24 protein-coding genes are annotated in these 26,264 nt (G+C 63.4%); 15 read left to right on the top strand and 9 right to left on the bottom strand.

Annotated features, from left to right (window positions below):
• The first annotated feature begins 4 nt into the window (after positions 1–4).
• The 8 genes from biuH to O6760_RS06525 all read left to right on the top strand — a co-directional run bounded on the left by biuH (position 5) and on the right by O6760_RS06525 (position 6,908).
• Positions 5–742 (top strand): biuret amidohydrolase, encoded by a 738-nt coding sequence (biuH, locus tag O6760_RS06560; protein ID WP_269584687.1) that lies wholly within the window; start codon positions 5–7, stop codon positions 740–742.
• A complete protein-coding gene (locus O6760_RS06555) occupies positions 739–2,280 on the top strand; it encodes an ABC transporter ATP-binding protein (protein WP_269584686.1) in 1,542 nt (513 codons plus the stop codon). The genes biuH and O6760_RS06555 overlap by 4 nt, the downstream gene beginning before the upstream one ends.
• A complete protein-coding gene (locus O6760_RS06550) occupies positions 2,280–2,945 on the top strand; it encodes a cysteine hydrolase family protein (RefSeq protein WP_269584685.1) in 666 nt (221 codons plus the stop codon). The genes O6760_RS06555 and O6760_RS06550 overlap by 1 nt, the downstream gene beginning before the upstream one ends.
• A gap of 11 nt (positions 2,946–2,956) precedes the next feature.
• Positions 2,957–3,142, top strand: coding sequence for a DUF4089 domain-containing protein (locus tag O6760_RS06545; protein ID WP_269584684.1), 186 nt, complete (start codon positions 2,957–2,959; stop codon positions 3,140–3,142).
• Positions 3,139–4,548 carry an AtzE family amidohydrolase gene (locus O6760_RS06540; protein ID WP_269584683.1) on the top strand — a complete coding sequence of 470 codons (1,410 nt, stop codon included), beginning with the start codon at positions 3,139–3,141 and terminating at the stop codon, positions 4,546–4,548. The genes O6760_RS06545 and O6760_RS06540 overlap by 4 nt, the downstream gene beginning before the upstream one ends.
• An 11-nt stretch (positions 4,549–4,559) precedes the next feature.
• Entirely contained in the window at positions 4,560–5,330 is a 771-nt protein-coding gene (locus O6760_RS06535) for a 5-formyltetrahydrofolate cyclo-ligase (RefSeq protein ID WP_269584682.1), read from the top strand.
• Complete coding sequence (gene hpxZ / locus O6760_RS06530; RefSeq protein ID WP_269584681.1) at positions 5,330–5,716, top strand: oxalurate catabolism protein HpxZ; 387 nt, start codon at positions 5,330–5,332, stop codon at positions 5,714–5,716. Before O6760_RS06535 ends, hpxZ begins: the two co-directional genes overlap by 1 nt.
• Positions 5,717–5,957: 241 nt before the next feature.
• Positions 5,958–6,908 (top strand): acetamidase/formamidase family protein, encoded by a 951-nt coding sequence (locus tag O6760_RS06525; protein WP_269584680.1) that lies wholly within the window; start codon positions 5,958–5,960, stop codon positions 6,906–6,908.
• Between the two features lie 4 nt (positions 6,909–6,912).
• Here O6760_RS06525 and maiA read toward each other — a convergent pair whose 3' ends face one another.
• The 6 genes from maiA to xdhA form a co-directional block, all read right to left on the bottom strand.
• Positions 6,913–7,557 (bottom strand): maleylacetoacetate isomerase, encoded by a 645-nt coding sequence (gene maiA / locus O6760_RS06520; RefSeq protein WP_269584679.1) that lies wholly within the window; start codon positions 7,555–7,557, stop codon positions 6,913–6,915.
• A 512-nt stretch (positions 7,558–8,069) separates the two neighbouring features.
• The gene (gene guaD, locus O6760_RS06515) at positions 8,070–9,443 is read right to left on the bottom strand and encodes a guanine deaminase (protein WP_269584678.1); all 1,374 of its coding nucleotides are present in this window, start codon (positions 9,441–9,443) and stop codon (positions 8,070–8,072) included.
• A gap of 68 nt (positions 9,444–9,511) precedes the next feature.
• Positions 9,512–11,095, bottom strand: a complete 1,584-nt coding sequence (locus O6760_RS06510; protein WP_269584677.1) for a xanthine/uracil/vitamin C permease — start codon at positions 11,093–11,095, stop codon at positions 9,512–9,514.
• A gap of 67 nt (positions 11,096–11,162) precedes the next feature.
• Positions 11,163–12,017, bottom strand: a complete 855-nt coding sequence (gene xdhC, locus O6760_RS06505) for a xanthine dehydrogenase accessory protein XdhC (RefSeq protein WP_269584676.1) — start codon at positions 12,015–12,017, stop codon at positions 11,163–11,165.
• Positions 12,018–12,021: 4 nt separating this feature from the next.
• The gene (gene xdhB / locus O6760_RS06500; RefSeq protein WP_269584675.1) at positions 12,022–14,364 is read right to left on the bottom strand and encodes a xanthine dehydrogenase molybdopterin binding subunit; all 2,343 of its coding nucleotides are present in this window, start codon (positions 14,362–14,364) and stop codon (positions 12,022–12,024) included.
• 15 nt (positions 14,365–14,379) lie between these two features.
• Positions 14,380–15,843 carry a xanthine dehydrogenase small subunit gene (xdhA, locus tag O6760_RS06495; RefSeq protein ID WP_269584674.1) on the bottom strand — a complete coding sequence of 488 codons (1,464 nt, stop codon included), beginning with the start codon at positions 15,841–15,843 and terminating at the stop codon, positions 14,380–14,382.
• Between the two features lie 203 nt (positions 15,844–16,046).
• Here xdhA and O6760_RS06490 point away from each other — a divergent pair, with 203 nt between their 5' ends.
• The gene (locus O6760_RS06490; RefSeq protein WP_269584673.1) at positions 16,047–16,946 is read left to right on the top strand and encodes a LysR family transcriptional regulator; all 900 of its coding nucleotides are present in this window, start codon (positions 16,047–16,049) and stop codon (positions 16,944–16,946) included.
• A 53-nt stretch (positions 16,947–16,999) separates the two neighbouring features.
• Positions 17,000–17,476 (top strand): hypothetical protein, encoded by a 477-nt coding sequence (locus O6760_RS06485; protein WP_269584672.1) that lies wholly within the window; start codon positions 17,000–17,002, stop codon positions 17,474–17,476.
• A 340-nt stretch (positions 17,477–17,816) separates the two neighbouring features.
• Here the strand turns inward: O6760_RS06485 and O6760_RS06480 are convergent, their stop codons facing one another.
• A complete protein-coding gene (locus O6760_RS06480; protein WP_269584671.1) occupies positions 17,817–19,079 on the bottom strand; it encodes a urate hydroxylase PuuD in 1,263 nt (420 codons plus the stop codon).
• A gap of 121 nt (positions 19,080–19,200) precedes the next feature.
• Between O6760_RS06480 and O6760_RS06475 the strand changes: the two genes are divergently transcribed.
• From O6760_RS06475 to O6760_RS06460, 4 genes are all read left to right on the top strand, one after another.
• Positions 19,201–20,127: a LysR family transcriptional regulator gene (locus O6760_RS06475; protein WP_269584670.1), complete on the top strand. Its 927-nt coding sequence runs from the start codon at positions 19,201–19,203 to the stop codon at positions 20,125–20,127.
• A gap of 156 nt (positions 20,128–20,283) precedes the next feature.
• Positions 20,284–21,042 (top strand): DeoR/GlpR family DNA-binding transcription regulator, encoded by a 759-nt coding sequence (locus tag O6760_RS06470; RefSeq protein ID WP_269584669.1) that lies wholly within the window; start codon positions 20,284–20,286, stop codon positions 21,040–21,042.
• Positions 21,035–22,225: an MFS transporter gene (locus O6760_RS06465; RefSeq protein WP_269584668.1), complete on the top strand. Its 1,191-nt coding sequence runs from the start codon at positions 21,035–21,037 to the stop codon at positions 22,223–22,225. The genes O6760_RS06470 and O6760_RS06465 overlap by 8 nt, the downstream gene beginning before the upstream one ends.
• 151 nt (positions 22,226–22,376) lie before the next feature.
• Positions 22,377–23,153, top strand: coding sequence for a Stf0 family sulfotransferase (locus O6760_RS06460; RefSeq protein WP_269584667.1), 777 nt, complete (start codon positions 22,377–22,379; stop codon positions 23,151–23,153).
• A gap of 262 nt (positions 23,154–23,415) precedes the next feature.
• Here O6760_RS06460 and O6760_RS06455 read toward each other — a convergent pair whose 3' ends face one another.
• Complete coding sequence (locus O6760_RS06455) at positions 23,416–24,006, bottom strand: SagB/ThcOx family dehydrogenase (RefSeq protein WP_269584666.1); 591 nt, start codon at positions 24,004–24,006, stop codon at positions 23,416–23,418.
• Positions 24,007–24,258: 252 nt separating this feature from the next.
• Between O6760_RS06455 and O6760_RS06450 the strand changes: the two genes are divergently transcribed.
• Positions 24,259–25,593: a mechanosensitive ion channel family protein gene (locus O6760_RS06450; protein ID WP_269584665.1), complete on the top strand. Its 1,335-nt coding sequence runs from the start codon at positions 24,259–24,261 to the stop codon at positions 25,591–25,593.
• Positions 25,594–25,795: 202 nt separating this feature from the next.
• On the opposite strand, the gene uraH is transcribed toward O6760_RS06450, so the two are convergent.
• A complete protein-coding gene (gene uraH, locus O6760_RS06445) occupies positions 25,796–26,149 on the bottom strand; it encodes a hydroxyisourate hydrolase (protein WP_269584664.1) in 354 nt (117 codons plus the stop codon).
• Positions 26,150–26,264 lie beyond the last annotated feature (115 nt).

Here is a 26,264-nt window from a genome sequence, read left to right as displayed (position 1 = left end):
CGGCATGAGCCTTGCGCAATCCTTTACGCCGGACGAGACCACGGGCCAGGTCAAGGCAGATCCCTATGCCTGGCCCTATAACGGCGACCTCAGGCCCGACAACACGGCACTGATCATCATCGACATGCAGACAGACTTCTGCGGCAAGGGCGGCTATGTCGACAGCATGGGCTACGACATCGGGCTGACGAGGGCACCGATCGAGCCGATCGGCAAGGTGCTCGTCGCCATGCGGGCCGGCGGATATCACATCATCCACACGCGCGAAGGGCACCGCCCGGATCTGGCCGACCTGCCCGCCAACAAGCGCTGGCGCTCCCGCCAGATCGGTGCCGGCATCGGCGATCCGGGCCCCTGCGGCAAGATCCTGGTCAGGGGCGAGCCCGGCTGGGAGATCATTCCCGAACTTGCGCCCGCAGACGGCGAACCGATCATCGACAAGCCGGGCAAGGGGTCCTTCTGCGCCACCGACCTGGAGCTGCTGCTCAGGACACGGGGCATCGACAACCTTGTCCTGACCGGCATCACCACCGATGTCTGCGTGCACACCACCATGCGCGAGGCCAATGACCGCGGCTTCGAATGCCTGATCCTGTCGGATTGCTGCGCGGCGACCGATCCGGGCAATCACGCGGCGGCCCTGAAGATGGTGACCATGCAGGGCGGGGTGTTCGGTGCCGTCGCCGACAGCGGGACGTTACTGGCCGGATTGCGGATCGCTTCGGGGGAGGCCGCAGGATGAGTGTCGCGGAAACAGTCGCACCGGAACCAAGGGCCATCGGCGTCGAAACCATCGGCATGACCAAGGTCTTTGCCAGCCTGACCGCGCTGGACGATGTCTCGATCAGGGTAACGCCCGGATCCTTCCACGCGCTGCTGGGCGAGAACGGTGCGGGCAAGTCGACGCTGGTCAAGTGCATGATGGGGTTCTACCAGCCGACGAGCGGCTCGATGCTGGTCGACGACAGACAGGTCGAGGTTCCCAATCCGCGGGCCGCGCATGCGCTCGGGATCGGCATGGTCTACCAGCATTTCACGCTGGTTCCGTCCCTGACGGCAGCGGAAAATCTTGTTATCGCCAGGGCGGACACGCCCGCGGTGATTGACTGGAAGGCGGAAAGAAAGGCGCTGAATGCGTTTCTCGAGACAACGCCTTTCAAGGTGCCGCTGGATGTTCCGGTTTCGGGCCTCTCCGCCGGCGAAAAGCAGAAGCTGGAAATTCTCAAACAGCTCTACCTGGATCAGCGTTTCCTGATCCTGGACGAACCGACGTCGGTGCTGACGCCGGACGAGGCGGACGAGGTGCTCGGGCTTCTGCGCGGCATGACCGAAGCCGGTGAGCTCACCATCCTGATGATCACCCACAAGTTCCGGGAAGTGACCGCCTATGCGGATGACGTCACGGTGCTGCGGCGCGGGCGCGTCGTCGGCAGCGGCCGGGTCAAGGATCTCTCCGTCGAGGAGATGAGCCACATGATGATCGGTGAAACGGAGATCCGCGAAAGCGCGGCCCGTGCAGAACAGCCGGACAAGGCCCTGAAGCTGGAGCTCGCCGGCCTGTTTGCCGATGACGACGCGGAACTGCCGGCGATCGAGGCGATCAGCCTGAAGATCCATGCGGGCGAGATCCTCGGCATTGCGGGTGTTTCGGGCAACGGCCAGTCCGCGCTGATCGAGGTCCTGTCCGGACAGCGCGTGCTGAAGGACGGACGGATCTTCATCGACAAGAAGCCCTACGAGCCGGAACGGGAGCAGATGGACCGGTTCAAGGTGTTCGGATTCTCCGAGGAGCCCTTGAAGAACGTGGCGGTGCCGCGCATGAGCGTTGCGGAAAACATGGCTTTCCGGACCTTCGACAAGACGCCGATCTCGCCTTTCAGGGGCTGGCTGTCGCCGCCGCCGATGCGCAGGCGTGCACGTGAACTGATCGCCGCCTACCGGGTCAAGACCCCCTCGACCGAAGAGCCGATCGAGAACCTTTCCGGTGGCAACGTGCAGCGCGCGATCCTGGCCCGGGAACTCTCCGGCGAGGTCGATGTCCTGATTGTCGCAAATCCGTGTTTCGGGCTGGATTTCGCCTCCGTTGCCGAGATCCGGGCGCAGATCATGGATCAGCGCAACCGTGGCGCCGCCATTCTTCTGGTGTCCGAGGATCTCGACGAAATCCTGGAACTGGCGGATACGGTCGCGGTCATGTCCGAAGGCAGGATCACCTATCAGTCGCCGATGGCGGAAACTGACAGGGCCACGATCGGCCACGCCATGGCGGGGCATCACTGATGATCAGCGTCGACGCCGCGCCCTTCGAGTTCACCTTCGACCCCGCGACAACCGCGCTGGTTGTCATCGACATGCAGCGCGACTTCATCGAGCCGGGTGGCTTTGGAGAGACGCTGGGCAACGACATTTCCCACATGCAGCGGGCCATCGCCCCGACCGCGAAGCTGCTCCAGCTGTTCCGGGAGCAAGGCTGGCCCGTGATCCACACGCGCGAGACCCATGCGCAGGACCTGAGCGACTGTCCGCCGGCCAAGCGGGATCGCGGCAGCCCCGCATTGCGGATCGGCGACACCGGGCCGATGGGCCGGATCCTGATAAGGGGTGAGCCGGGCGCGGAGATCATCGGCGACTGCGCACCGGTTGCCGGTGAAACCGTCATCGACAAGCCGGGCAAGGGCGCGTTCTACGCGACGGAGCTGGGCCTCATCCTGGAAGGGCTCGGCGTGAAAAGCCTGGTCTTTGCCGGCGTGACCACGGAGGTCTGCGTCCAGACAACCATGCGCGAGGCCAATGACCGGGGCTACGAATGCCTCCTGATCGAGGAGGCGACCGAGAGCTATTTCCCTGAATTCAAGGCGGCCACGCTGGACATGATCCGGGCGCAGGGCGGCATCGTCGGCTGGACGGCGCCGCTGGCGTCCTTCGAAAAAGCAATCAAGCAATAACCGGAGTGCCCATGAGCGCTGAATTCGACGCCAAATCGCATGTCGCCCACATGGAAAAGGTCATGGGCCTGACCATCGAGGATGACTGGCGACCCGTGGTGGAAGCCCATATCGCGGCGACGCAGAAAGCCGCCGAGCTGGTCCTGTCCTTTCCGCTCGGGGAAGACATCGAAGCCGCGCCGGTGTTCGAGGCATGAGCGCGGTACCTGAAACCGCGGCCGCGATTGCTTCCGCCGTCGAATCCGGCGAGCTGAAGGCAACCGAAGTCGTTGAGGCGACGCTGGCGCGGATCGAGACGCTCAACCCGAAGTTCAACGCATTTACCGACGTGACCGCGGTGCGGGCGCTGGCCGAGGCCGAGAGTGTTGATGCCGCGATCGCCGGAGGCGCGGATCTGCCGCTGGCCGGGGTGCCCTTCGCGGTCAAGAACCTGTTCGATATCGAAGGCGTGGTGACCCGCGCCGGGTCGAAGATCAATCTGGAGAACCCGCCGGCGACAGCGGATGCGACGCTCGTCAGAAGATTGCGTGAGGCGGGCGGCGTCCTTATGGGCGGCCTGCATATGGGCGAATACGCCTATGATTTCACCGGCGAGAACGCTCACGACGGCAATTGCCTCAACCCGCATGACCCGGAACGCATGAGCGGCGGTTCGTCCTCCGGGTCCGGGTCCGCCGTCGCCAGCGGCATGGTGCCGGTCACGCTGGGATCGGACACCAACGGCTCCATCCGTGTGCCGTCGTCCTTCTGCGGCCTGTTCGGACTGAAGCCGACCTATGGCCGCCTGTCGCGGCACGGCACCTATCCCTTTGTCGGCAGTCTCGACCACCTGGGGCCGCTGTCCCGCTCGGCGCGGGATCTGGCACTTGTGTTCGACGCGCTCCAGGGGCGAGATCCTCAGGATCCCGCGCAGGCAGACCGCCCTTATCTGGCAACGCACGGGGAGCTGAAAAAGGATATCGACGGCCTGCGGATTGCCGTCGCGGGTGGCTATTTCAGGCAGAAGGCGGAGCCGGAAGCCCTTGCCGCCGTCGATGCGGTTGCCGCCGCGCTGGGGGTCTCGGCCGAAATCGACATTCCGGAAGCAGCGCGGGCACGCGCTTCGGCCTATGTGATCACCGTTGCGGAGGGCGCCAATCTTCATCTCGACCGGATCATCAACCGGCCGCGGGACTTCGATCCGGACACACGCGACAGGTTTCTTTCCGGAACGATGGTGCCCGCTGTCTGGGTGCAGCAGGCACAGCGCTTCCGCAGCTGGTTCCAGGCGATGATGCGCGGCATCTTCGAGCATGTCGACGCCATCCTGGCACCGGCGACGCCGTTTTCCGCCCTTCCCTCCGGTACCAAGACCATCACGCTCGACGGGGAGACCATGCCGGCGCGGCCGAATATCGGGCTGTTCACCCAGCCGATTTCCTTCATCGGCCTGCCGGTGGTGGCCGTGCCTGTCTGGCTTGAGACAGCCTCGCTGCCGATCGGCGTTCAGGTGATCGCCCCGGCCTGGCGGGAGGACATCGCGCTCAGGATTGCCGACCGGCTGCAACGGGACGGCATCTGCAAGGCACCGGTCGCGGCAACTCGGCCGGAACTCGTGACCTGATGGAGACAATCATGGACAGTGCGCGCTGGGCGGGCCGGAACCGGGACAAGGACAGGATCCGGCAGGACGTCTGGTCCGGCCTTCAGGAAAGCGGGACCAGCATCGGGCCGGCCTTCAGCTGCATACCGAACTTCGCCGGCGCGGATCTGGCGGCGCGCAACCTCGCGCGTCTGCCGCAATGGCAGGCGGCGAAAACCGTCAAGTGCAATCCCGACCCGCCGCAGATCCCGGTCCGTCTCAGGGCGCTCTACGAGGGCAAGATCGTCTATGCGCCCGTACCGGAACTGCTGAAGCCCTTTCCCTTCGTCCGGCTGGATCCGGACAAGCTCGTGAAGAAGGGCATCCAGTTCGAGCTGGCGGCAACCTCGCAAGGTTTCGTCGAACACGGCGACCCGGTCGAGTTCGAGGACATGGAACTCCTGGATTTTGTCGTTGTCGGCTGTGTCGCGGTCAGCCGGCTGGGCGCGCGGACGGGCAAGGGCGGCGGTTTTGCCGATCTGGAACTTGGCATCTTCCGGGAGCTTTCCAAGCTGAAACCGGACACGCCGATCACGACAACCGTGCATTCCTCGCAGGTCGTCGACAATGACCGGCTGGTGATGATGGGCCATGACAGCGCGCTTCATGCCATTGCGACGGAAGCCGAGCTGATCGAGACAGGCACGCCCTTCGCGCAGCCGCGCGGGGTCGCCTGGGACGAGGTGCAGCCGGATCAATACCGGGACATTCCGTTCCTCAAGACATTGCGTGCGCGCGTGGAAGCGGCAGGGAGCCAGGACTGATGGACATCAACATCGCGGCCGTCAAGGCTGAGGTCGAGGCGGTCTTCGAGGAATACGAGACGGCTCTGGTGACAAACGACGTCGCGGCACTGGATCGCCTCTTCCTGGATGCACCGACAACGATCCGCTATGGCGGCGGCGAGAACCTCTACGGATATGACGAAATCGCGGCGTTCCGCTCGGCGCGGGACAGCGGCAATCTTGAGCGCAGCCTCGCCCGGACCGTCATCACGACCTACGGCACCGACTTCGCAACGGCCTCGACGCTGTTCTACCGCGACACGTCTCCGGGCAAGGTCGGCCGCCAGATGCAGACCTGGATCCGGACGGATGGTGGCTGGCGGGTCGTTGCGGCGCATGTCAGCGTGATCGACGCGCCCGCCTGATCGGCCGGGAGCGACTTGTTGCGCTCTTGCGTCTTCAGCGCGACTGAGTTGAGGTTTCTCAGGGAACCAAGTGCCTGCGACACCAGAGCATTGAATACATGCGTTCTAGGATCTTGTCATCGCGGGTGGCCAGCCGCGCTCCGGATATGTCACCATGAACGTCAAGCCGCCGCCTTCTGGCATGCTGAAAGCGACCAGGGTGGTGCGCATCCCCGTCAACCGTGACTAGTTTGGGCAAAACATGTGCAGCAACTGCAAGGCCTCGTACACGATCCATGCGGCACAGCATCATTTCGGCTGGGACAACTCCAATGCCCCGGTCGAGACGGTGGCGCCGGGCTCGGTGTTGGAATTCGAGTGCCTCGACAGCTCCGCCGGGCAATTGACCCCGGACAGCACCGTCGGGGATTTGGCATCGATGGATTTCGGCAAGGTCAATCCGGTCACCGGTCCCATCCATGTGGACGGCGCCGAGCCCGGCGATGCCCTTGTCGTCAAGATCCATGAATTCAAGCCGTCCGGCTTTGGCTGGACAGCAAACATTCCGGGCTTCGGCCTGCTCGCCGACCAGTTCGAGGATCCCGCGCTGCATGTCTGGTCCTATGACAAGGACAAGCTGGGAACCGCGGCCTTTGCCCCTTTTGGCAAGGTGCCCCTGAAGCCCTTTGCCGGCACGATCGGCGTGGCGCCCGCCGAGCCGGGGCTGCACTCCATCATCCCGCCGCGCCGGGTCGGCGGCAACATGGACATCCGGGACCTGGCCGCCGGGACGACGCTCTACCTGCCGGTGGAAGTCGCCGGGGCGATGTTTTCCATCGGCGACACCCACGCTGCGCAAGGGGACGGCGAAGTCTGCGGCACTGCCATCGAAAGTCCGATGAACACCGTGATCGGCCTCGACCTCATCAAGGGCGCGGACCTGAAGATGCCGCGCTTCGAGACCCCGGGTCCGGTTACCCGTCATCTCGATGAGATGGGTTACGAGGTCACCACCGGGATCGGTGAGGACCTCTACGAGGGCGCCCGGGCGGCGGTATCCGGCATGATCGACCTCCTGTGCGCCCGTCACGGCTACAATGCGGTCGATGCCTACATGCTTTGCTCGGTCTGTGGCGACCTCAGGATTTCGGAGATCGTCGACGCACCCAACTGGGTCGTATCGTTCTATTTCCCGAAGGTCGTGCTTCAGTGACCAGTCAGGCGGGCGGCGCGCCGATAACGTCCGGATGGGCGTCGCGGAAGGCGTCCAGTGCATTGCAGGCCCCCGCCACGCGGCGGATCCTGGCAAAACCTGAAATGTCCACGCCCCAGCGATCGGCATTGTAGAGCTGCGGAACCAGGCAGCAATCGGCCATGGTCGGCCGGGCGCCGTGGCAGAACGGGCCGTCGTCGTCGAGCAGGTTCTCGAAGGCGGCAAGCCCCTTGCCGATGAAATGCCGCATCCAGGCGACCTTTGTCTCGTCGCCGCCGCCGGTGAGGTCGCTGACATGCTTGACGACGCCGAGATTGCAGACCGGGTGGATTTCCATGGCAATGGCGTAGGAGAGCTGGCGCACCCGGTACTGGCCGTCAATGTCCGCGGGCAAAAGACTGGAGTCCGGAACGGTGGCATCCAGATATTCGATGATGGCGAGCGACTGTGTCAGCGTCTTGCCGTCGATGATGACCGCCGGCAGCAGCCCTTGCGGGTTGAGCTTGAGATAGTCGTCTTCGAGGTGGGCGCGCGTCAGCAGGTTGACCGGACGGTAGTCGGCTTCGAGACCCAGAAGATTGAGCGCGATGCGCACGCGGTAGCTCGCGGACGAACGCCAGTAATCATAAAAAACAATGTCTTTTGCCATCAAACCCTCCCGGACACGCAGTGTGCATAGATACACTTATTCGGCACGGAATTGGCAAGCGTATGTGTCGTGTTCTGGAACAACGACGCTTTCACTGACGTCCTGAGAGAAATGATGCGCTCATTCCCCTCCGTGTGTCACCCCGGACAAGCGCAGCGCAGATCCGGGGCCCATTCGCGGGACCGCTTGCTGAAGCGAAAGAGGTTTTGAGGAAGGTTGGCTGCCCACACAAAGTGCTCTGGAAATGAGTGGGCCCCGGGTCGCGCGTTGCGCGCCCGGGGTGACACCGGTGTTTGCTGTGAGGTTTGTTTCCACACAAAGTCAGTCGCGCCCCCAAGTCACCTCTCCCGTTGGGAGAGGTCGGCGCGAATGCGCCGGGTGAGGGGGCAGACGTTGCAATCATTCCGAGGGGTTTGCCCCCTCACCCCAACCCTCTCCCAATGGGAGAGGGGGCTTGGCGGTGCCTGTGGCCAAGTCGAGTCTAATTCCAGTTTGAAAAAAAGCAGCGCGTCTCAGCTCAGAACCAGGTCCCTTTCGCGACCCACAGACACCCTGCAGCCTGTCGCCTGACCGATGACCACCGGTGCGTTGCCTTTCTGCGCCTTGCCGGCGACATAGACCTCGTCGATGGAGCGGTCGTCGCCGAGCATTTGCAGCACGAACAGCTCCTCGGCCAAGGTTTCGGCGCGTTCCATGCGCAGGGCCATGGCCTCGGTCGCGCGGGCGTTCAGCACGACGATGTCGGCTTCCGTGCCCTCGTCGAGCGTGCCGATCCTGTCTTCCATCCCGAGCGCCACCGCGTTGCCGCGGGTGATCCAGTGGAAGGCCCGGAACGGGTGCAGTTTCTGGTCCTGGAGTTGAAGGATCTTGTAGCCTTCATTGAGGGTCTGCAGCATCGAATAGCTGGTGCCGGCGCCGATGTCGGTGGCGATCGCGTTGGTGATGCCACGGGCTTTCAGGCCGGCATCGTCAAAGAGGCCGCTGCCGAGGAAGAGGTTCGAGGTCGGGCAGAAAACCGGCCGGGCGCCTGTTTCGGAAAGCGCATCGATCTCGCGCGGTTCCAGGTGGATCGAATGGCCGAGCAGCATCTTCTCCGACAGAAGCCCGTAGCTCTGATAGACGTCGAGATAGTCCCGTGCCTCGGGGTAGAGCTCCAGGGTGTAGGCGATTTCATTCCTGTTTTCAGACAGGTGCGTCTGCACGAAACAGTCCGGATGCTCAGCCACCAGCGCGCCGGCCATCTCCATCTGGGCCGGGGTCGAGGTGATCGCGAAGCGCGGGGTGATCGCGTAGGACGCGCGGCCTCTGCCATGCCATTTGGCGATCAGGTCCCTGGTGTCGTCATAGCCGGATTGCGGCGTGTCCTTGAGGCCGTCCGGCGCGTTGCGGTCCATCAGCACCTTGCCGCCGATCATGCGCATGTTGCGCTGTTCGGCCTCCTCGAAATAGGCCTCGGCGGAGGCCTTGTGCACCGAGCAATAGGCAACGGCGGTGGTGGTGCCGTGATTGGTCAGCAGATCGAAGAAGCGGCAGGCCATCGCCGCGGCGTGGTCTTCGTCCGCAAAGCGCGTTTCTTCGGGAAAGGTATAGCTGTTCAGCCAGTCCAGCAGCTGCGCGCCCCAGGAGGCGACGATCTGGACCTGCGGGAAATGGATATGCGTGTCGATGAACCCGGCGGTCAGCAGGTTCGGCCGGTGATCGACAATGTCCGCGCAGCCGGCCTCGGCGACCACATCGCAATAGGTCCCGCGCCTGAAAATGATGCCGTCCTCGATCAACAGCGCGCCGTCCTCGACATAGTCGAAGGCAGCGGTGTCGTCGGGCGTTTGCGGCTCGGACTTGAAGGTGAGCAGGCGGCCGCGAAGCAGCAGGCGGTCGGATTGCATCGTTTTGCTCCAGTCATCGGAAAATCGGGGCGGAAGATCCGCCCCGAAGGATTGGTTTGAAATTCGGATCACTCGCCCGGTGCGGGCTGCGCCTGGGTGAGCGGTTCGGCTTCCGGCACGATCGTCTCCTCGCGGTGGAAGATCGGATAGATGAACAGGAAGGCGGCGGCGATCAGGTAGCCGAGGCTGACGGTGGAGAAATCCGGCCAGTGCAGATTTGCCGAGTGGATGATACCGACCGAGGCCATCGCGAAGGCCGCGAAGGCAAAGCCGCCGGCGTTGCGGAACTTGCCGTCAATGACGCTGGCAACGATCGCGCCCCAGATCAGGCCGGTCAGGATCGCGCCCTGGCTGAGGGCAAGATGACCTTCATAATGCGCGCCCTGCTGCAGCATCGCCGCGGTCAGTTGCGGATCGCCGAGCGCCAGCATGCCGGTGGCCCCGGTTGCGCCGAGCGCGCCCATCAGCGAGCCCCACTTGATCACCAGGAAGCTGGAGACATGCGGCATCATCGCGATGGTGACGGCGGCCATGTGCTCGGTCTTCACCGCGTGGGCGGTGTTGGTGATCAGGCTGAGCGCGACGAACACCAGCACCGGCGCGGCGGCGGCCACGGGGATCAGGTTGTTCAGGAACGCCAGCAGGCCGAGGAACGCGGCGAGCGGAATGACCACGCCGACACCGATCACATAGCCGGCATGGGCCCCCATGCGCTTGTAGGCCGGGTGACCGATATAGGCGGTGGTCGGGAAGGGCGAGCCGAACAGCGCGCCGATCATGGTGCCGGCCCCGTCGGTGATCTGGCAGGTGGCGACCGGATAGTGATCGCCCGCCGCTTCCGCGCTTTCCACGTTATTCATCGTCTCGATGAAATTGTAGATCTGCACCGGCACCAGAACCAGGAACAGTTCCGGATGGGCGAAGAGATGCTGGATCCCGGCGACGAGGTCTCCGAAATAGGGCACCGGCGGATAGAAGCCGACTCCTTCGAAGCTGATCTTCGACTGGCCGATGGCGAGCGCCACGACCGTGCCGACGGCAAGCGCCAGCAGACCGGCCGGAATGTTGAACGGCAGGCGGAACCGGCCGACCAGGCCCCAGAGGATGATGATCATCGAGGCAAAGCCGATGAACGGGTTCTCGAAGACGGTCGCCAGCGGCACGGTGCCGATGAACACCAGCGCGATACCGCAAAGTGTGCCGAGCATGCCCGCGCGCGGCGTGACCTTTTTCAACCACGGGCCGACGATGGCGCCGAGCGCGGCAACGATGCCGCCCATGAAACCGGCGCCGATACCGACCTGCCAGGCCAGCACCGGATCGTTGGTCGACCAGTAGATCGGGCCGATCACGCCGAAGAGATAGACGAACATCACCGGCGTCGAGATGCCGTAGGGCAGCGCGGTGACAGCGCGTCCATGTTGTCTTGCCGCCCGCTGTGCCAGCAGAACGTAGACGGCAACGCCCGCCAGGATCGCGATGGCCGCGCCCGGAACGATCTTGCCGTAGACGATGCCCGCCGGCATCTGGAACACGAACTGGCAGATCCCCGCCAGCACCATCAGGTTCACGAGGTTGTCGGTGAACAGGGCCCAGAAGGCGCTGAAATCCCCACGCGAAAACAGTTTGTAGTCGTACCTCCCAACCCGCATATCGGGTCTCCTTTCAGGTAAAAGGACCGGCCCGCGCCTTCTCCCGCAGGGCGGAGCGGCCGTTGGTTTACTGCGCGGCCTGAAGCAGCGCAGTCTCCTCCCTGCCGCCGGCGGCCTTGTCTCCCGCCGTCAGGGCGGCAAGAACTTCGGCGGCCACGAACGCGGCAATGATTTCAGGACGTTTGTCCCGGCTGCCCGAGGCGCCGATGGGACAGGTCAGCTGGTCGATCGACAGCCCGTCGCAATGGCTGAGACACCAGGAGCGCAGCTTGGCGCGCTTGGTCGCGGACCCGATCATGCCGACATAGGCCGCATGACCGAGTTCCAGCGCCGCAGATGTCAGCAGAAAGTCGAGGCCGTGATCATGGGTCAGCACTATGAAGGCGCTGCCTTCCGGTGCATTGAAGATCTCGACCTCCGGAATGGCGCGCAAGCGCATGTCGACCCGCGCCGTTGACTGCGCCAGTTCCTCCTTGCGCATGTCGACCAGCACGCAATGAACCGGGGCATGCTGCAGAAGATCGGCAATCGCCCGGCCGACATGGCCCGCGCCCATGATGTAGACGTGGGGCAAAGCCTCTTCGTAGCTGCGCAGACGATAAAGCGCGTCGTCGCGGTCGGTCCGGCGCATGCGTCTCAGTGTCAGTTCCACCCGTCCGCCGCAGCACTGGCCGATTTCCGGCCCGAGCGGCAGGTCGAGGTGGGCTTCCAGGGTGCCCTCGGCCAGCATGGTGCGGGCCTTGGTGATGACGATGTGCTCCAGCTGGCCGCCGCCGATGGTGCCGAACAGCCGGTCCGCCGAGACGAACATTTCCGTGCCGGCTTCCCGTGGGGAAGAGCCACGCACCCGGGTCAGTTCGATCCGGACAATCTGCCTGGCGGAGCCGAAGAACTCCTCGGCCTGGCTGGAGCGCAAAGTCATGATATCACTCCCGGTTTTTCAGCCGTTCGACGGCCATCAGCACGCGCTCCGGCGTCGCCGGCGCATCGAGACGCGGGCATTCGCGGTAGTCCGCGACGCTGGCAACGGCCATGGAAAGCGCCTCGAACACGGAAATGCCGAGCATGAAGGGCGGTTCGCCAACGGCCTTGGACCGCTTGATGGTGCGCTCCCTGTTTTCCGACCAGTCCGCCAGAGTGACGTTGAAGATGCGCGGACGGTCCGAGGCGAGCGGGATCTTGTAGGTGGACGGCGCATGGGTTCTGAGCCGGCCGGCGTCGTCCCACCACAGTTCTTCCGTGGTCAGCCAGCCCATTCCCTGGATGAACGCGCCTTCGACCTGGCCCTTGTCGAGGACCGGGTTCAGCGACTTGCCGACATCGTGCAGGATGTCCGTGCGTTCGACCCGGTATTCGCCGGTGAGCGTATCGACCACGACTTCCGAGCAGGCGGCGCCGTAGGAATAGTAGTAGAACGGCCGTCCCTTGCCGGCGGCCCGGTCCCAATGGATCTTCGGCGTCTTGTAGAACCCGGCCGCCGACAGGTGCACGCGGGCCATGTAGGCCTGGCGCACCAGGTCGTTGAACGGGATCAGCTCAGGGCCGGCCTGGACCATGTTGTTGGCAAAGGTCACGTCTTCCGGCGCGACGCCGTAGGTCTCCGCGGCGAAGGTGGTCAGGCGTTCCTTCAGTTGCTCGGCCGCGTTCAGCGCGGCCATGCCGTTGAGATCGGTGCCCGACGAGGCGGCGGTGGCCGAGGTGTTCGGCACCTTTTCCGTCGTCGTCCTGGTGATCTTGATGCGCTCGAAATCGACCTGGAACGCGTCGGCGACAACCTGGGCCACCTTGGTGTTGAGGCCTTGGCCCATTTCGGTGCCGCCATGGTTCAGGTGGATCGACCCGTCATTGTAGATGTGGATCAGCGCGCCGGCCTGATTGTACCAGGTGGCTGTGAAAGAAATGCCGAACTTGACCGGTGTCAGTGCAATGCCCCGTTTGAGGATCGAGGAACGGGCATTGAACTGAAGGATCGCCTCGCGGCGGGCCTTGTAGTCGGAGGAGCTTTCAAGTTCACCGATCAGGCGCGGCAAGATGTTGTCCTCGACCTCCTGGTGATAGGGGGTGAGGCAGCGGCCGCCGTCGCGGTCGCCGTAGAAATTGGCCTTGCGGATTGCCAGGGGGTCCTTGCCGAGCGCATAGGCGATCTCCTCGATCATGCGCTCCGCCGCGACCACGCCCTGAGGCCCGCCGAAGCCGCGAAAGGCGGTGTTGGAGACCGTGTTGGTCTTCACCGGCCGGCTTTCCAGGCGGACATGCGGGTAGAAATAGGCATTGTCGGCGTGGAACAGTGCGCGGTCGGTCACCGGACCGGAGAGGTCCGAGGAATAGCCGCAACGCGCCGCGAAGACGCCATCGACGGCCTGGATCCGGCCGTCGCCGTCAAAGGCGACGTCATAATCGACCACGAAATCATGACGCTTGCCGGTCGCGGTCATGTCCTGGTCGCGGTCCGGGCGGATCTTCACCGGGCGGTTCCACTTCTTCGCGGCCATCGCGGCGACGACGCAGAAGAGGTTCATCTGGCTTTCCTTGCCGCCGAAGCCGCCGCCCATGCGGCGCACATTGACGGTCACCGCGTTGGACGGCACGCCGAGCACATGGGCGACCATGTGCTGGGCCTCGCTCGGATGCTGGGTGGAGCAATGAACGGCGACGTCGTCGTCCTCGCCCGGAAGGGCAAAGGCGATCTGGCCTTCCAGATACATGTGGTCCTGGCCGCCGATGGCGATCCGTCCCCTGATCCGGTTTTCCGCCGTCTCGAACGCCGGGGCGATGTCGCCGCGTTCCAGTTTGAGCGGGTCGGTGACCAGCGGACAGCCGGCCTCCTGCGCGGCAATCGGATCGAGCGCGTGCGGCAGCACCTCGTAGTCGATCCTGGCAAATTCGGCCGCGCGCCGGGCCGCGTCGCGGCTTTCCGCGACAACGGCAAAGAGCGGCTGGCCGTGATACTCGGTCTTTTCCGTCGGAAAGACCGGTTCGTCATGTCTGCCTGTCGGGCTGATGTCGTTGTGGCCCGGAATGTCCTCGGCGGTCAGGACGCCGACCACGCCCGGCGCCGCCCTGACGGCGGCAAGATCCATCGTCTTGATCTGGCCATGGGCGACGGTGGAAACGCCGAGATAGGCGTGCAGCGTGCCCTGCGGTTCGGCAATGTCGTCGCAATAGTCCGCGCGGCCGGTGACATGTTTCTCGGCGCTGTCGTGGCGCCGGTCTTTGTGGACACCGCCGCTGATCGTGGCTTTCGCGTGCTGGATGACGTCGTGTTTCATCTTGCTTGTCTCCGGTCACGCGCTCATGAGATCGACCGGTTCGGCGGTCGTTTCGTCATGGGTCAGGAAAAAGCGCTGCAGCAGGTTGCGCGCGACGGTCAGCCGGTAATCGGCCGAGGCGCGCCAGTCGCTGAGCGGGGTGAAGTCGGCACCGAGTGCCCGGGCGGCGGCCTGGAAAGAGGCCTCGTTCCAGGGCTGGCCGCGCAGCGCGGCTTCCGCCTTTTCGGCCCGCTTCGGCGTGCCGGCCATGCCGCCAAAGGCCAGGTGGCAGTCGGTGATGCGGCCGCCCGCAACGGTGACCGAGAACCCGGCGGCAACGGAGGAAATGTCTTCGTCGCGGCGCTTGGAGATCTTGTAGGCGGCGTTGAGCTGGCCTTCGCGCGGACGCGGGATCAGGATGCTGGTGACGAATTCACCCGGGGTCCGGTCCTGCTTGCCGTATTCGATGAAGAAGTCTTCCAGCGGCAGGCTGCGTTGCCCGGCGCCCTTGCGCAGCACGATCTGGGCGCCGAGCGCGATCAGCACGGGCGGCGTGTCGCCGATGGGCGAACCGTTGGCGATGTTGCCGCCGATTGTGCCCATGTTGCGGACCTGGCAACCCGCGATCCGGTCCCAGTAGCTTTTGAGATGCGGGAAGATCTCGCAGATCGTCTCTTGCGCTTCCGAATAGGTGACGCCGGCGCCGAGTTCGAGCGCGGTGTCCGTGACGGTGACCGATTTCAGCTCTTCCAGATGGCCGATGAAGACGGCCGGGCCGATGGGGCGCATGAATTTGGTGACCCAGAGACCGACATCGGTCGACCCGGCGACGATGGTCGCGTTGGGGTTTTCTTCAAGAACAGCCGCGAGGTCGTCGACATCGGCCGGAACGATGGCCTGGTTGTCGGCGGGGCCGGTGACGACGCGCCGGCCGTCTTTCAAAGCGGCAAGGCGTTCGGTCAGGCCGGTGCGTTCCAGTTCCAGGAAATCCCGCGCAGGGCTGCCATAGCGGTTGGCGGCCATGGCGGCGGCGACGATCGGCTGGTAGCCGGTGCAGCGGCAGAGATTGCCCTGGATGGCTGTTTCGACCTCGGTCTCGGTCGGCTCCGGATTTGCCATCCACAGCGCATAAAGCGACATGACGAAGCCCGGTGTGCAGAAGCCGCACTGGCTGCCGTGAAAATCGACCATCGCCTGCTGGATCGGGTGCAGGCCGCCATTCTCGCCGCGCAAGTGCTCGATGGTGACCACGTGGCAGCCGTCGAGCGAGGCGAGGAACCGGATACAGGCATTGACGGTCTCACAAGTGAGCGCACCCTCGACCAGGCGGCCGACCAGAACGGTGCAGGCCCCGCAATCGCCTTCCGCGCAGCCTTCCTTGGAACCGGTCAGGCGGCGCTCCAGGCGTAGAAAGTCGAGCAGTGTCTTGTCGGCTTCGACGTCCTTGAGCGAAACGTCGGCACCATTCAGCAGAAACCGGATGTCCGGGCGGTGGGTCATTGCGTCCTCGGGAAAGTTTTCTTCTCTTGAGCGGGAACGCTACGCTTCGTCACCCTTGCGAAAAATCCGGTGATTCCGGAAATTCTTTCAACAAATCATTGAAAATAGCCGTGCGATACTGTTGATCTGGAGATGCGACGAAAGTCGGTGTCATAAGGCAAGGTTCTGGAAACACGTGGCTTTTCAAACGATGGAGAGGGTCGATGTCCTATCTGGAATCCCTGCGCGTGTTCACGCGCGTGGTCGAGCTGGGCAGCATCACCTCCGGCGGACGTGACTTACGCCTGACCCCGGCGGTCGCCAGCAAGCGCATCAAGGAGCTGGAAAAGCATCTCGGCGTGCGCCTCTTCAACCGCACCACCCGTTCATTGACGCCGACAGAGGTCGGCAAGGTCTTTTACGATCATGCGGTGAAGGCACTGGAATCGATCGAGGACGCGGAAGCCGCCGTCGCGAGTTTCTCCGACACCCCGCGCGGCGTCATCCGCGTAACGGCGCCGCTCGGAGCAGGCCGGCGCATCATCGCGCCGCTGGTGCCGAGATTTGTCGAGAAGTTTCCGGCAACGGAGGTCCATATGCGGCTCTCCGACCGCAAGGTCGATATAATGTCCGACGGGCTGGACGTCGCCTTCTTCATTGGCACGCCGCAGGATTCCAACCTGAAACTGCGCAAGATCTCCGACTGCCCGCGCGTCTTGTGCGCGGCGCCCGAGTATCTGGACAAGCACGGCACGCCGCAGACACCGGACGATCTCCTCTCCGAGGAGCACAATTGCCTGCTGCTGCGCTATCCGCGTTCGCCGGAATATTTCTGGGTCCTGCAGACGCCGGAAGGCCCGCGCAAGCTGCAGGTCGCCGGCAACATGGACGCCGACCATGGCGATGTCCTTACCGACTGGGCACTCGCCGGCCACGGCATCGTCAACAAGCCCCGCTTCGATGTCGCCGCGCATCTGGACAGCGGCCGCCTGGTCGAGATCCTGCCCGAGACCCCGCCCCCGCCGACCATTTTCGGCTGCCTCTACCCCCACCGCCGCCTCCAGGACCCGAAGATCCGCCATTTCGTGGACTTCGTGATCCAGAATGCGGATGTGGGCGGGTAGGCGGTGACGTGATGTCGCTTTAGTCTGATGCTTTGTCACTGCAGAGGATGTCCATGAAATCCGCATTTCTTATGCTGCTTCTATTCGTGCCGACCGTCGGACTTGCCGAAGAACCGCTTAGCAGGCAAGAGGTGCGCTTGGCCGCGAAAAATCTTTACGAAGACATCCAATCAATCGCGCAAAACCTTTTGAAAATGCGCAACGGCGTCATCACTGAGACAGATCAAAGCCTCTTGTTGGAAGCCGGGGCGGCCTTGAATGCGAGCCGCATTGAATTCTCCAAAATGAGATCGCTTGATACAAAATTGTTGATATACAAGCATCTGGGTGTCGTCGGGTTTCTTGATCCGGAGGCGAATTATAAGCTTCCCACCGAGTTCAACAAGTATTTCGACTGCGAGTTGGCTGCGATCTATCTGGCTAGAATCGCAGACAAGCTGGCGGATAGATCCGAAAACAATGCGTCACTTTCAGACGTCTACAATCTCTATGGCGAGGCGCAATCTGAATGTGCGGATTCCTTGAACTAGGAGTGTTCGCTCGCGCTCACGCTGGCACGCTGAGTTTCAGATCGGCGTGCAGTTTGCGCTGCACTTGTCCGGAATGACGGCGGCAAGGTGGTAGTCAAAAACTCGGTGTCACCCCGGGCGACCGCAGGAAGACCCGGGGCCTACTCATTTCCAGAGTGCTGAGTGGGGCGGAAGCTATCTAGAGCGAACCTCCACTCCTTCAGCAAGCTGCGCGGCGAGTGGGCCCCGGATCTCCGCTTTGCTGCGTCCGGGGTGACACCCGAGGTGGGGCGTAACGCAGTGCCCCAAACAAAAGCGCTCCCCGCAAGGAGGAGCGTTTCAGAAAGCATCGGTCCGGTACCTACTGCGCGGTCGCCACTCCGAAGGGCAGCTGTGCCTGCGCATTCTTGTACCACCGGATGATCTTTTTCCGTTCGGCCTCTTCCATGAAGGAGACGTTGGCCGGGGGCATGGCGTTGGTGACGCCGGCCTGGAGATAGATTTGCTTGGCGGCGCGCACCACGTCGGCTTCCGTTTCCAGCAAAACGTTTTTGGGCGCCCAGTGGATGCCTTCGTAGAAAGGCTCGCGGGCATGGCACATGGCGCAGCGGCCGGGCACGATCGCCATGACATCGTCGAAACCCTCGGCACTGGCAAAGACCTGTTCGGTCGGCGTCAGCTCGCGGGCTTCCGAGGCCTCCCAGCTTGATTGCTGCAGCGGGGCCATGGACAGCTGGATGATGGCGACAAACAGGATCGCGGTGGCCAGCCAGGTCCAGGTCGGGGCGGGCGCGCCTGTGTGCTTGGTGTTGAAATAATGCCGGATGGTGACCCCCATCAGGAACACCAGCGCGGCGATCAGCCAGTTGTATTCGGACGCGAAGGCGAGCGGGTAGTGGTTGCTCAGCATCAGGAACACGACCGGCAGGGTCAGGTAGTTGTTGTGGGTCGAGCGCAGCTTGGCGATCTTGCCGTATTTGGCGTCCGGCGTGCGTCCGGCCTTCAGGTCGGCGACGACGATCTTCTGGTTCGGAATGATGATGAAGAAGACGTTCGCGGTCATGATCGTCGCGGTGAAGGCGCCGAGATGCAGAAGGGTTGCCCGGCCGGTGAAGATCTCGTTGTAGCCGTAGCCCATGGCCACCAGCAGCGCGAACAGGAGCACCATCAGCAGCGTCGGGCTCTCGCCGAGCTTCGACTTGCACAGCCGGTCATAGACGATCCAGCCGATGGTCAGCGACGCGGCGGAGATCAGCACGCCCTGCCACAGGGCAAGGTCCGCCTTGGCCGGATCGATCAGGTAAAGCTCGCCGCCCACCCAGTAGACGATCATCAGGAGCGCGGCGCCGCTGAGCCAGGTCGAATAGCTCTCCCATTTGAACCAGACCAGGTGCTCCGGCATGTTTTCCGGCGCCACCAGGAACTTGCGGATGTGATAGAAGCCGCCGCCATGGACCTGCCATTCCTCGCCGTGGGCGCCCTTGGGCAGGTCGGGGGCCTTCTTCAGGCCGAGATCCAGCGCGACGAAATAAAAGGACGACCCGATCCAGGCCATCGCCGTGATCACGTGCAGCCAGCGCACGGCAAAGGCGATCCAGTCCCAAATGATGGCAATGTCCAGCATTGCTTCCCCTCCGAATTCATTTCCGCCAAGCTAGCGCAGGTTTGGATTTTCTGGTATCTCGGGATAATTCCGAGCAGTTTCAAAAAAATCAGAACAATAAAGCGGCTAGTGTGGGTCCTGCATGGCGTATCTGGAAAACATTCGCACCTTTCTGCGTGTCTACGAGCTCGGCAACATGTCGGCGGCGGCGCGCGACCTGAGGATTTCCTCGGCCGTCGCGTCCTCGCGCGTGTCGCAGCTGGAGGAACACCTGAATGTGCGCCTGTTCCAGCGCACCACCCGTGCCCTCAGCCCGACAGAGCATGGCAATTTGTTCTATCGCGGTGCAACAAAAATCATCGAGGCGGTGGAAGAGGCGGAAGCGGAGATCAGCAATGTCACCCGTTCGCCGCGCGGCACGCTGTTCGTGGCGGCCCCCATCGGCATGGGCCAGCGGCTGATTGCGCCGGCGATCCCCAGGTTCAAGGCCGCCAATCCGCTGATCGACATCCGCCTGCGCCTGTCAGACCGCAAGGTCGACTTGACCGGCGAAGGCCTCGATGCCGCGTTTTTCCTGGGGACCCCGGAAGACAGCAACCTGAAGATCCGCAAGATCGCCGATTGCAGCCGGATCCTGTGCGCCTCGCCGGAGTATCTCAAGCGCAAGGGCACGCCCCAAGGCAGCGAGGACCTGGCATCGGGCAAGCACGACTGCCTCAACATGCGTTATCCGGGCGCGCCGGAATTCCAGTGGCCCCTGCAGACGAAGACCGGCGTCAAGCGCGTGGCGGTCTCCGGCCCGTTCGAGTCCGATCACGGCGACGTCCTGACCGGCTGGGCGCTGGAAGGTCACGGCATCGTGCTGAAGCCCGTCTTCGAGGTTGCCGACTATCTCGCCGACGGCCGGCTGGTGCCGGTGCTTGAGAGCGAACCGCCGATCCCGGTGCAGATGGCCTGCCTCTACACCCACCGTCGCCGCCAGGATCCCAAGGTGCGCCTGTTCCTGGACTTCATGGTCGCCCAGATCCAGAAGGCGCTTGTCGAGATGCCGGGTCGGGAAACGGCCTGACGCCATTCTCCAGACAGTCAAAAAATTCTTTATGCCAGAGGTTTAGCACGTTCGCCGCAGGGCTGGCAGGCATGTCCCTCGATTTCGAAAAATGCAAAATTATGCACTAATATGCAGATTGTTGCATTTCATTGCATGATCATGCAGAGTGCCCAGATGCTTGACCTGAACAATCCCCAAACCCGCCAGAAAGTGCTGCGTGACCGTCTCGACCTCGGGACACCTCTTGTCGCGGCCGCACTCGCGGAAGAACTCGGCATCTCGGTCGATACAATCCGCAGGGATCTCATTGCCATGGAACAGACCGGTCTCGTGCGGCGCGTACGTGGCGGTGCGATCCCGGTCACCCGCTCCACACCGCCTTATGCGGCACGGGCAGAGACACCGGATCCCGGCATCGCGCGGCTTGCGGCGAAGGCCGTGACACTTGTCCCAAGCGAAGCGACGCTCTTTCTTGACGCGGGAACGACCATGAACGCCATTGCGGCGCGTTTGCCGGAGGATTTTTCAGGACTGGTGGTCACACCGGCTCCCTCCGTTGCGCTGGCGGCGCTCAATCGGGGTGCCAGGGTGCAGCTGATCGGGGGAGAGCTTTGCCCCGAAGGAGCGATGGCGACCGGCGGCGCCGCGGAACGGGCCGTAGGTGAATTTGCGGCAGATCTCTGTCTGCTCGGTGCATGCGGATTGTGGCCGGATTTCGGATTGAGCGCGGAAGACGGGGCGGAAGCCGGCATCAAGCGGGCCATGGCAATGGCATCCGCCCGCGCGATTGTCGTGACAACCTCAGCGAAACTGGAACGGCGAGGCCGGCATCGCGTGCTGGAATTGAACGAGATTGACGGCCTCGTCACAAATGGCCCTTCCGGCAAGCTGGACGTATTCCGGGCCGCCGGTGTCGAGGTGACCCGTGTCTGACGCCGCTGCGGACCGCAACACCGCTCACGGGTCCCTTCGGGCGGATGCCGAATGGCGGGCGGTCGTTGCCGCCTTCGCATTCAACGGGCTTTTGTTCGGTGCCTGGGCGGCCAGAGTACCGACATTCAAGGCCCAGTTTGAGCTCTCCCCGGGGACACTCGGTCTCTTGTTGTTGGCGCTTGCCGCCGGTGCGATCGTGTCTTTCCCCTTTGCCGGCAACCTGTCGGAACGCTGGGGGACGGACAGGCTTACCGTGCGCAGTGCCATGGCCTACGGACCCGCGCTCATTGGCATTGCGCTTGCGCCCGACGAATATCTCCTGGGCGGGGGGCTGTTTCTCTTTGGCGCCCTTCACGGTGCCATGGATGTCGCGATGAACGGCTGGGGCGCCCGCGTCGAGACCCGCCTGCGGCGAAGCACGATGTCCGTGTTTCACGCAATGTTCAGTCTCGGGGCCGGCCTCGGTGCGGCAAGCGGCTTTGCTGCCGTGAAACTCGGTTTCGGACCCTTGGCGCATTTCACCGCAATTGCCGTGTTCGGCGGCGGCGCTGCGCTGGTTCTCATGGTTCCGGTTCAGGCAAAGGCACCACCGCCCCACGCGGGCGGCAACTCGAAATCCCTGCCCTCGCTGCCCTCGGGCGCTTTGTGTCTGGTCGGCCTGATTGCCTTTTCGGTGGCGATCGGCGAAGGCGCCATGGCCGACTGGAGCGCGGTTTTTCTTCACGCCGTCATCGATGCGTCGGAGGCCCAGGCGGCACTGGGATACGCGGCGTTCAGCGTCGCGATGGTGCTGACCCGGTTCAGTGGCGGCGTTCTCGTTGAGCGGTTCGGGCCGGTGGTCACGACCCGCCTCAGCGGTGCCACGGCATTTGCAGGTCTGATGATCGTTGTCGTCACGCAGTCATTCTGGATTGCCCTCGCGGGATTCGCCCTTGTGGGCGTGGGATACGCGGTGGTGATGCCCCTTGTGTTTTCCCGCGCTGCCGCCGATCCGGTCATTCGTCCGGGTCCGGCCATCGCGAGTGTCGCGACCCTGAGCTATGGCGGCATGCTGCTCGGCCCGCCGGTCGTGGGCTTCATTGCCCAGCTGTCGAACCTGCGGGTTTCCTTCATGGCCCTTGCGCTGTTGGCCTTGCTCGCGGTTTTGCTGGCAAGCCAGCTGCGGGTGACAGCGCAGCCCTGATCTAAACGCGACAGGCAAAAAGGCGGCGGGTGCCGGTGAACAGCCGCCTGCGGACCATGTGCAAAACGTCTTGTTTCAAGGCGTATAACCCGGTACGGCAAATGCCACCCGGTCGCCGACCTCACATTTTCAACTTTGTTTCGCGATCCTGATGCCCGCCTACCAAGCCTACATCCTGTGTACCTCGCCGCGAAGCGGCAGCACGCTCCTCTGCAAGCTGCTGTCGGCGACCGGCATCGCCGGCCATCCGGATTCCCATTTCCACGAGGCGTCGGTCGACGCCTGGCTTGACGATCTCGGCGTGAAAGCTGAGCAGGCGGAGACCGAACTGCAGAGCCTGCAGAGGATTTTCGCGGCTGCCAACGAAAAAGGCAGCCGGCAGACAGGCATGTTCGGTCTGAGGCTGCAGCGGCACAGTTTTCCGTTTTTCATGGAAAAACTGAAGGCTCTCCATCCGGTGCCAACGACCGATACCGCCCGGCTTGAAGCCGCGTTCGGAAGAACCCTGTTCATTCATCTGACCCGGCAGGACAAGATCGGTCAGGCGGTGTCGTTCGTGAAGGCCCAGCAATCCGGCCTCTGGCACAGGGCGCCGGACGGCACGGAATTGGAACGTCTGTCGGAGCCGCGTGAGCCGCACTATGATGGCGCGGAAATCCGGACCTGTTACGAGCGTTTCACCGGGTTCGACCGGGACTGGCTGGCCTGGTTCGGGCTGGAGGGCATTCGCCCGCTACGGATCACCTACGAGGACCTGTCAGCCGCGCCACGGGACACGCTGCGTCTTGTTCTTGAGAAACTCGGCCTGGATCCGGTGGCCGCGGACGGCGTGACACCTGCTGTCGCCAAGTTGGCCGACGAGGTGAGCGCGGACTGGGCCGCGCGGTTTCGTCGCGAACTGGAGAGTGTCGACGGCAAACCGGCCTAGGTGACGGACTCATAAATGAAGACTAAATGGCATGGAAAATGGCGAAACACCGCCAGGAAGGGTGCGTAGAGCGGGCTTTTTGCCCGGTCAAGCGGGCTGACGACGCGGAGTGAAGCCATTTCCATGTCCTTCGGATTTGACCGAATTGGGCTTCCTCGGCGTCGCGAAAGTCTTGAAAATGAACCACATTTCCTGCGCTTTCACGCCTTGATGAAGACCAATTCGCCTCACACCATTTCATCTTCATTTATGGGTCCGTCCCCTAGTCCGCCGGATGGCCGACGCATTGCAGGATGAGCGGTGCCAGCGGGGCGTCAAGGCCCAGCACCTTTGCGACCGCTTCGTCGTGAAACCCGCCGACCAGAACGGTTCCGAGCCCTTCGGCCACCGCCTGAAGCTGCAGGTTCTGGGCGGCGGCGCCGGCCTCCATATGCACATAGCGTGTCCCGCGGCTGCCATAGGGCGGCTGTTCGGCGAAATGCACGCTCGGACCGGCCATGTCCGCGGCAATCACGATGATGGCCGCGGCATCAGTCACCCACTCCGGCTGGCCGATCGCCGCCTCCCGAAGCACCGCGCGCAGGTCCGTGCCGTGCTGGGGCTCCAGGTCGAGTGTTTCCGGATTGGCGGCATAAAGACCGGGACTGAGGCCGTCCACATCACCCGCCACCACGTAAAGCCGCAAGGGGTAGAGCGCATGAGCCGAGGGCGCGCTGCGTTTGCCCTCATCGCCCGTGATGCCTTGTGCCGCGTGAAGCAGCGCTTCCAGGGCGGAAATCGAGACGGCTTTGCCGGAATACTGCCGGACGGTGCGCCGTCGGGAGAGGGCGTCTTTGAGCGAAAGGTCGGTCAAGGGATGTCCTTCGGCTTGCGGTGGGACACAACCCCTAACAGGTTTGACAAGGCTCTGAAACCGGGCGTCCCCCTTGTCGTTGCGCTCAGGCGAATTGCCGGATTGGCTTGGGCACCTAGTTAAGGCCTTATGAGACGGCTTATCCGGGGAAATTGTGTAAATGCTTGAATCTGTTGCCGGGTTTGCCGATGATTGCAGCAGGCAAGGGCCGGTGGAATCAGTCCCCGGCCTGGTTGAGGACGGCAGGTATCGATGACCCCGGAAAGTCTCATCGCCGAATTCCAGTCCTGGGCGCATGTCGCGCTCAGCTACCTGACCGCGCCCTGGTTCGCTTACCAGGTCGTGATCATCGCCGTCCTGTTTGCCCTGGCCAAGGTCCTCAGCCTGCGCGTCGAACCGCGTCTGGAAGAACGGGCGCGGGAGATCAAGGGCCATCCTGACATTCTGCGCATGGTCATCGCCCTGCTCCGTCGGACCGAATGGATCCTGTTCAACCTGTTCCTGTTCGTCGCGCTGACCATCATGCGTTCCGCCACTTGGCCGAGCCGCAGCCATTTCATCTCCGTGGCGCTGTCGCTGTCGCTCGCCTGGCTGTTCGTCGCCGTGCTGTCCCGGGTGATCCGCAACCGGCTGGTGGCCAGGACGCTCAGCTGGCTGGCCTGGATCTATGTGGCGCTGGTGATCCTTGGCTTCGACGACGAGGCCGGCACCTTCCTCGACAGCCTGGCACTGCCGCTCGGCGAAATGCGCCTGTCCCTGCTTCTGGTCCTGAAAGCAGCGCTGGTGCTGATCGCCACCATCTGGGTCGCCGTGATCGTCGGCCGCTATTTCGAGGAACAGGTCCAGCGCTCGGATGAACTGACCCCGTCGATCCGGGTGCTGGTCGGCAAGGTCGCCAAGTTCGGCCTGGTCGTGCTCGCCGGCATGATCGCACTCTCCTCCGTCGGCATCGATCTGTCCGCCTTTACGGTGTTCTCCGGGGCGATCGGTCTCGGCATTGGCTTCGGCTTGCAGAAGGTGATCTCCAACTTCATTTCCGGCATCATCATCCTGCTCGACAAGTCGATCAAACCGGGTGATACGATCTCGCTGGAGGGCACGTTCGGCTGGATCCGCGAACTGCGGGCCCGGTTCGTTTCCGTGGTGACCAGGGATGGGCGCGAATACCTGATCCCGAACGAGGATTTCATCACCCACCGGGTGATCAACTGGTCCTTTTCCGACGATCTCGTCCGCCTCGACGTCAATTTCGGCGTCTCCTACGACGCCGACCCGCACGAGGTGTCACGGCTGGCCATCGAAGCGGCCTCGAGCGTTGGCAGGGTCGAATCGAACCGCCGCCCGGTGTGCTGGCTGACCGGCTTCGGCGACAGCTCGCTCGACTTCGTCCTGCGCTTCTGGATCCACGACCCGCAGCAGGGCCTCACCAACATCCGCGGCAAGGTGCTGCTGGCCCTGTGGGACACGTTCAAGGAAAACAACATCGCCATCCCGTATCCGCATCGCGAGATCATCATGAAGAAGGAGGTGGGGGAAGCGGTTGCCGGGCTTGGCGACGCGAAACGGAAGTCTCAAGAGGCTGATTGAAAGCCAAACATCGAAAGAAGGGGTCCCCACCCACTACGTCATCCTGAGGAGGGCTATAGGCCCGTCTCGAAGGATCGGCCGCTTGCTCAGCAGTGCTGTTGCGGATCCTTCGAGACGCGCGCGAGCGCGCTCCTCAGGATGACGCCGAGTGTGGCGTGAGCGCCTGTGTTTTGTGTTGGAAGAACCTGAAGAGCGCGCCCCCTCAGCTCCCCCGGTAGGTCGAAAAGCTGAACGGCGAGACCAGCAGCGGCACGTGGTAGTGGGCCTCTTCGGACATGCCGAAGCGCAGCGGCACCGTGTCGAGGAATTTCGGCTCCGGCAGGTCGATGCCGGCGGCGTCGAAATAGGCGCCGACATGGAACACCAGTTCATAGATGCCGGTCCGGAACTCGTCGTTGGGCAGGATCGGGCTGTCGGTGCGCCCGTCATCATTGGTCACGAGGCTGCGGACATAGGTGCGGGTCTCTCCGGTAATTGCATAAAGATCGATCTTGATGCCTTTTCCGGGGCAGCCTTGGGCGGTGTCGAGCACATGGGTCGTCAGGTATCCGGCCATTCGGGCCTCCTTCGCATAGTCGTTTGGCGCATGATGATCCGAGGCGGATGCTACGGGCACCCGTGCTTCTCCGAAAGCACTTTCTAAAAAGACAAGAAAGTCATCGGGATTGTTC

It is taken from the genome of Roseibium sp. Sym1 (assembly GCF_027359675.1).
Taxonomy (GTDB): domain Bacteria; phylum Pseudomonadota; class Alphaproteobacteria; order Rhizobiales; family Stappiaceae; genus Roseibium.
Note: the sequence above shows the minus strand (reverse complement) of the source record. Positions and strands in the feature narration are given on the sequence as shown.

Bases quoted from the DNA above. Each gene is read 5' to 3' on its own strand.
- biuH (WP_269584687.1), top strand. From the start codon at position 5: ATGAGCCTTGCGCAATCCTTTACGCCGGACGAGACCACGGGCCAGGTC.
- O6760_RS06555 (WP_269584686.1), top strand. From the start codon at position 739: ATGAGTGTCGCGGAAACAGTCGCACCGGAACCAAGGGCCATCGGCGTC.
- O6760_RS06550 (WP_269584685.1), top strand. From the start codon at position 2,280: ATGATCAGCGTCGACGCCGCGCCCTTCGAGTTCACCTTCGACCCCGCG.
- O6760_RS06545 (WP_269584684.1), top strand. From the start codon at position 2,957: ATGAGCGCTGAATTCGACGCCAAATCGCATGTCGCCCACATGGAAAAG.
- O6760_RS06540 (WP_269584683.1), top strand. From the start codon at position 3,139: ATGAGCGCGGTACCTGAAACCGCGGCCGCGATTGCTTCCGCCGTCGAA.
- O6760_RS06535 (WP_269584682.1), top strand. From the start codon at position 4,560: ATGGACAGTGCGCGCTGGGCGGGCCGGAACCGGGACAAGGACAGGATC.
- hpxZ (WP_269584681.1), top strand. From the start codon at position 5,330: ATGGACATCAACATCGCGGCCGTCAAGGCTGAGGTCGAGGCGGTCTTC.
- O6760_RS06525 (WP_269584680.1), top strand. From the start codon at position 5,958: ATGTGCAGCAACTGCAAGGCCTCGTACACGATCCATGCGGCACAGCAT.
- maiA (WP_269584679.1), bottom strand. From the start codon at position 7,557: ATGGCAAAAGACATTGTTTTTTATGATTACTGGCGTTCGTCCGCGAGC.
- guaD (WP_269584678.1), bottom strand. From the start codon at position 9,443: ATGCAATCCGACCGCCTGCTGCTTCGCGGCCGCCTGCTCACCTTCAAG.
- O6760_RS06510 (WP_269584677.1), bottom strand. From the start codon at position 11,095: ATGCGGGTTGGGAGGTACGACTACAAACTGTTTTCGCGTGGGGATTTC.
- xdhC (WP_269584676.1), bottom strand. From the start codon at position 12,017: ATGACTTTGCGCTCCAGCCAGGCCGAGGAGTTCTTCGGCTCCGCCAGG.
- xdhB (WP_269584675.1), bottom strand. From the start codon at position 14,364: ATGAAACACGACGTCATCCAGCACGCGAAAGCCACGATCAGCGGCGGT.
- xdhA (WP_269584674.1), bottom strand. From the start codon at position 15,843: ATGACCCACCGCCCGGACATCCGGTTTCTGCTGAATGGTGCCGACGTT.
- O6760_RS06490 (WP_269584673.1), top strand. From the start codon at position 16,047: ATGTCCTATCTGGAATCCCTGCGCGTGTTCACGCGCGTGGTCGAGCTG.
- O6760_RS06485 (WP_269584672.1), top strand. From the start codon at position 17,000: ATGAAATCCGCATTTCTTATGCTGCTTCTATTCGTGCCGACCGTCGGA.
- O6760_RS06480 (WP_269584671.1), bottom strand. From the start codon at position 19,079: ATGCTGGACATTGCCATCATTTGGGACTGGATCGCCTTTGCCGTGCGC.
- O6760_RS06475 (WP_269584670.1), top strand. From the start codon at position 19,201: ATGGCGTATCTGGAAAACATTCGCACCTTTCTGCGTGTCTACGAGCTC.
- O6760_RS06470 (WP_269584669.1), top strand. From the start codon at position 20,284: ATGCTTGACCTGAACAATCCCCAAACCCGCCAGAAAGTGCTGCGTGAC.
- O6760_RS06460 (WP_269584667.1), top strand. From the start codon at position 22,377: ATGCCCGCCTACCAAGCCTACATCCTGTGTACCTCGCCGCGAAGCGGC.
- O6760_RS06450 (WP_269584665.1), top strand. From the start codon at position 24,259: ATGACCCCGGAAAGTCTCATCGCCGAATTCCAGTCCTGGGCGCATGTC.
- uraH (WP_269584664.1), bottom strand. From the start codon at position 26,149: ATGGCCGGATACCTGACGACCCATGTGCTCGACACCGCCCAAGGCTGC.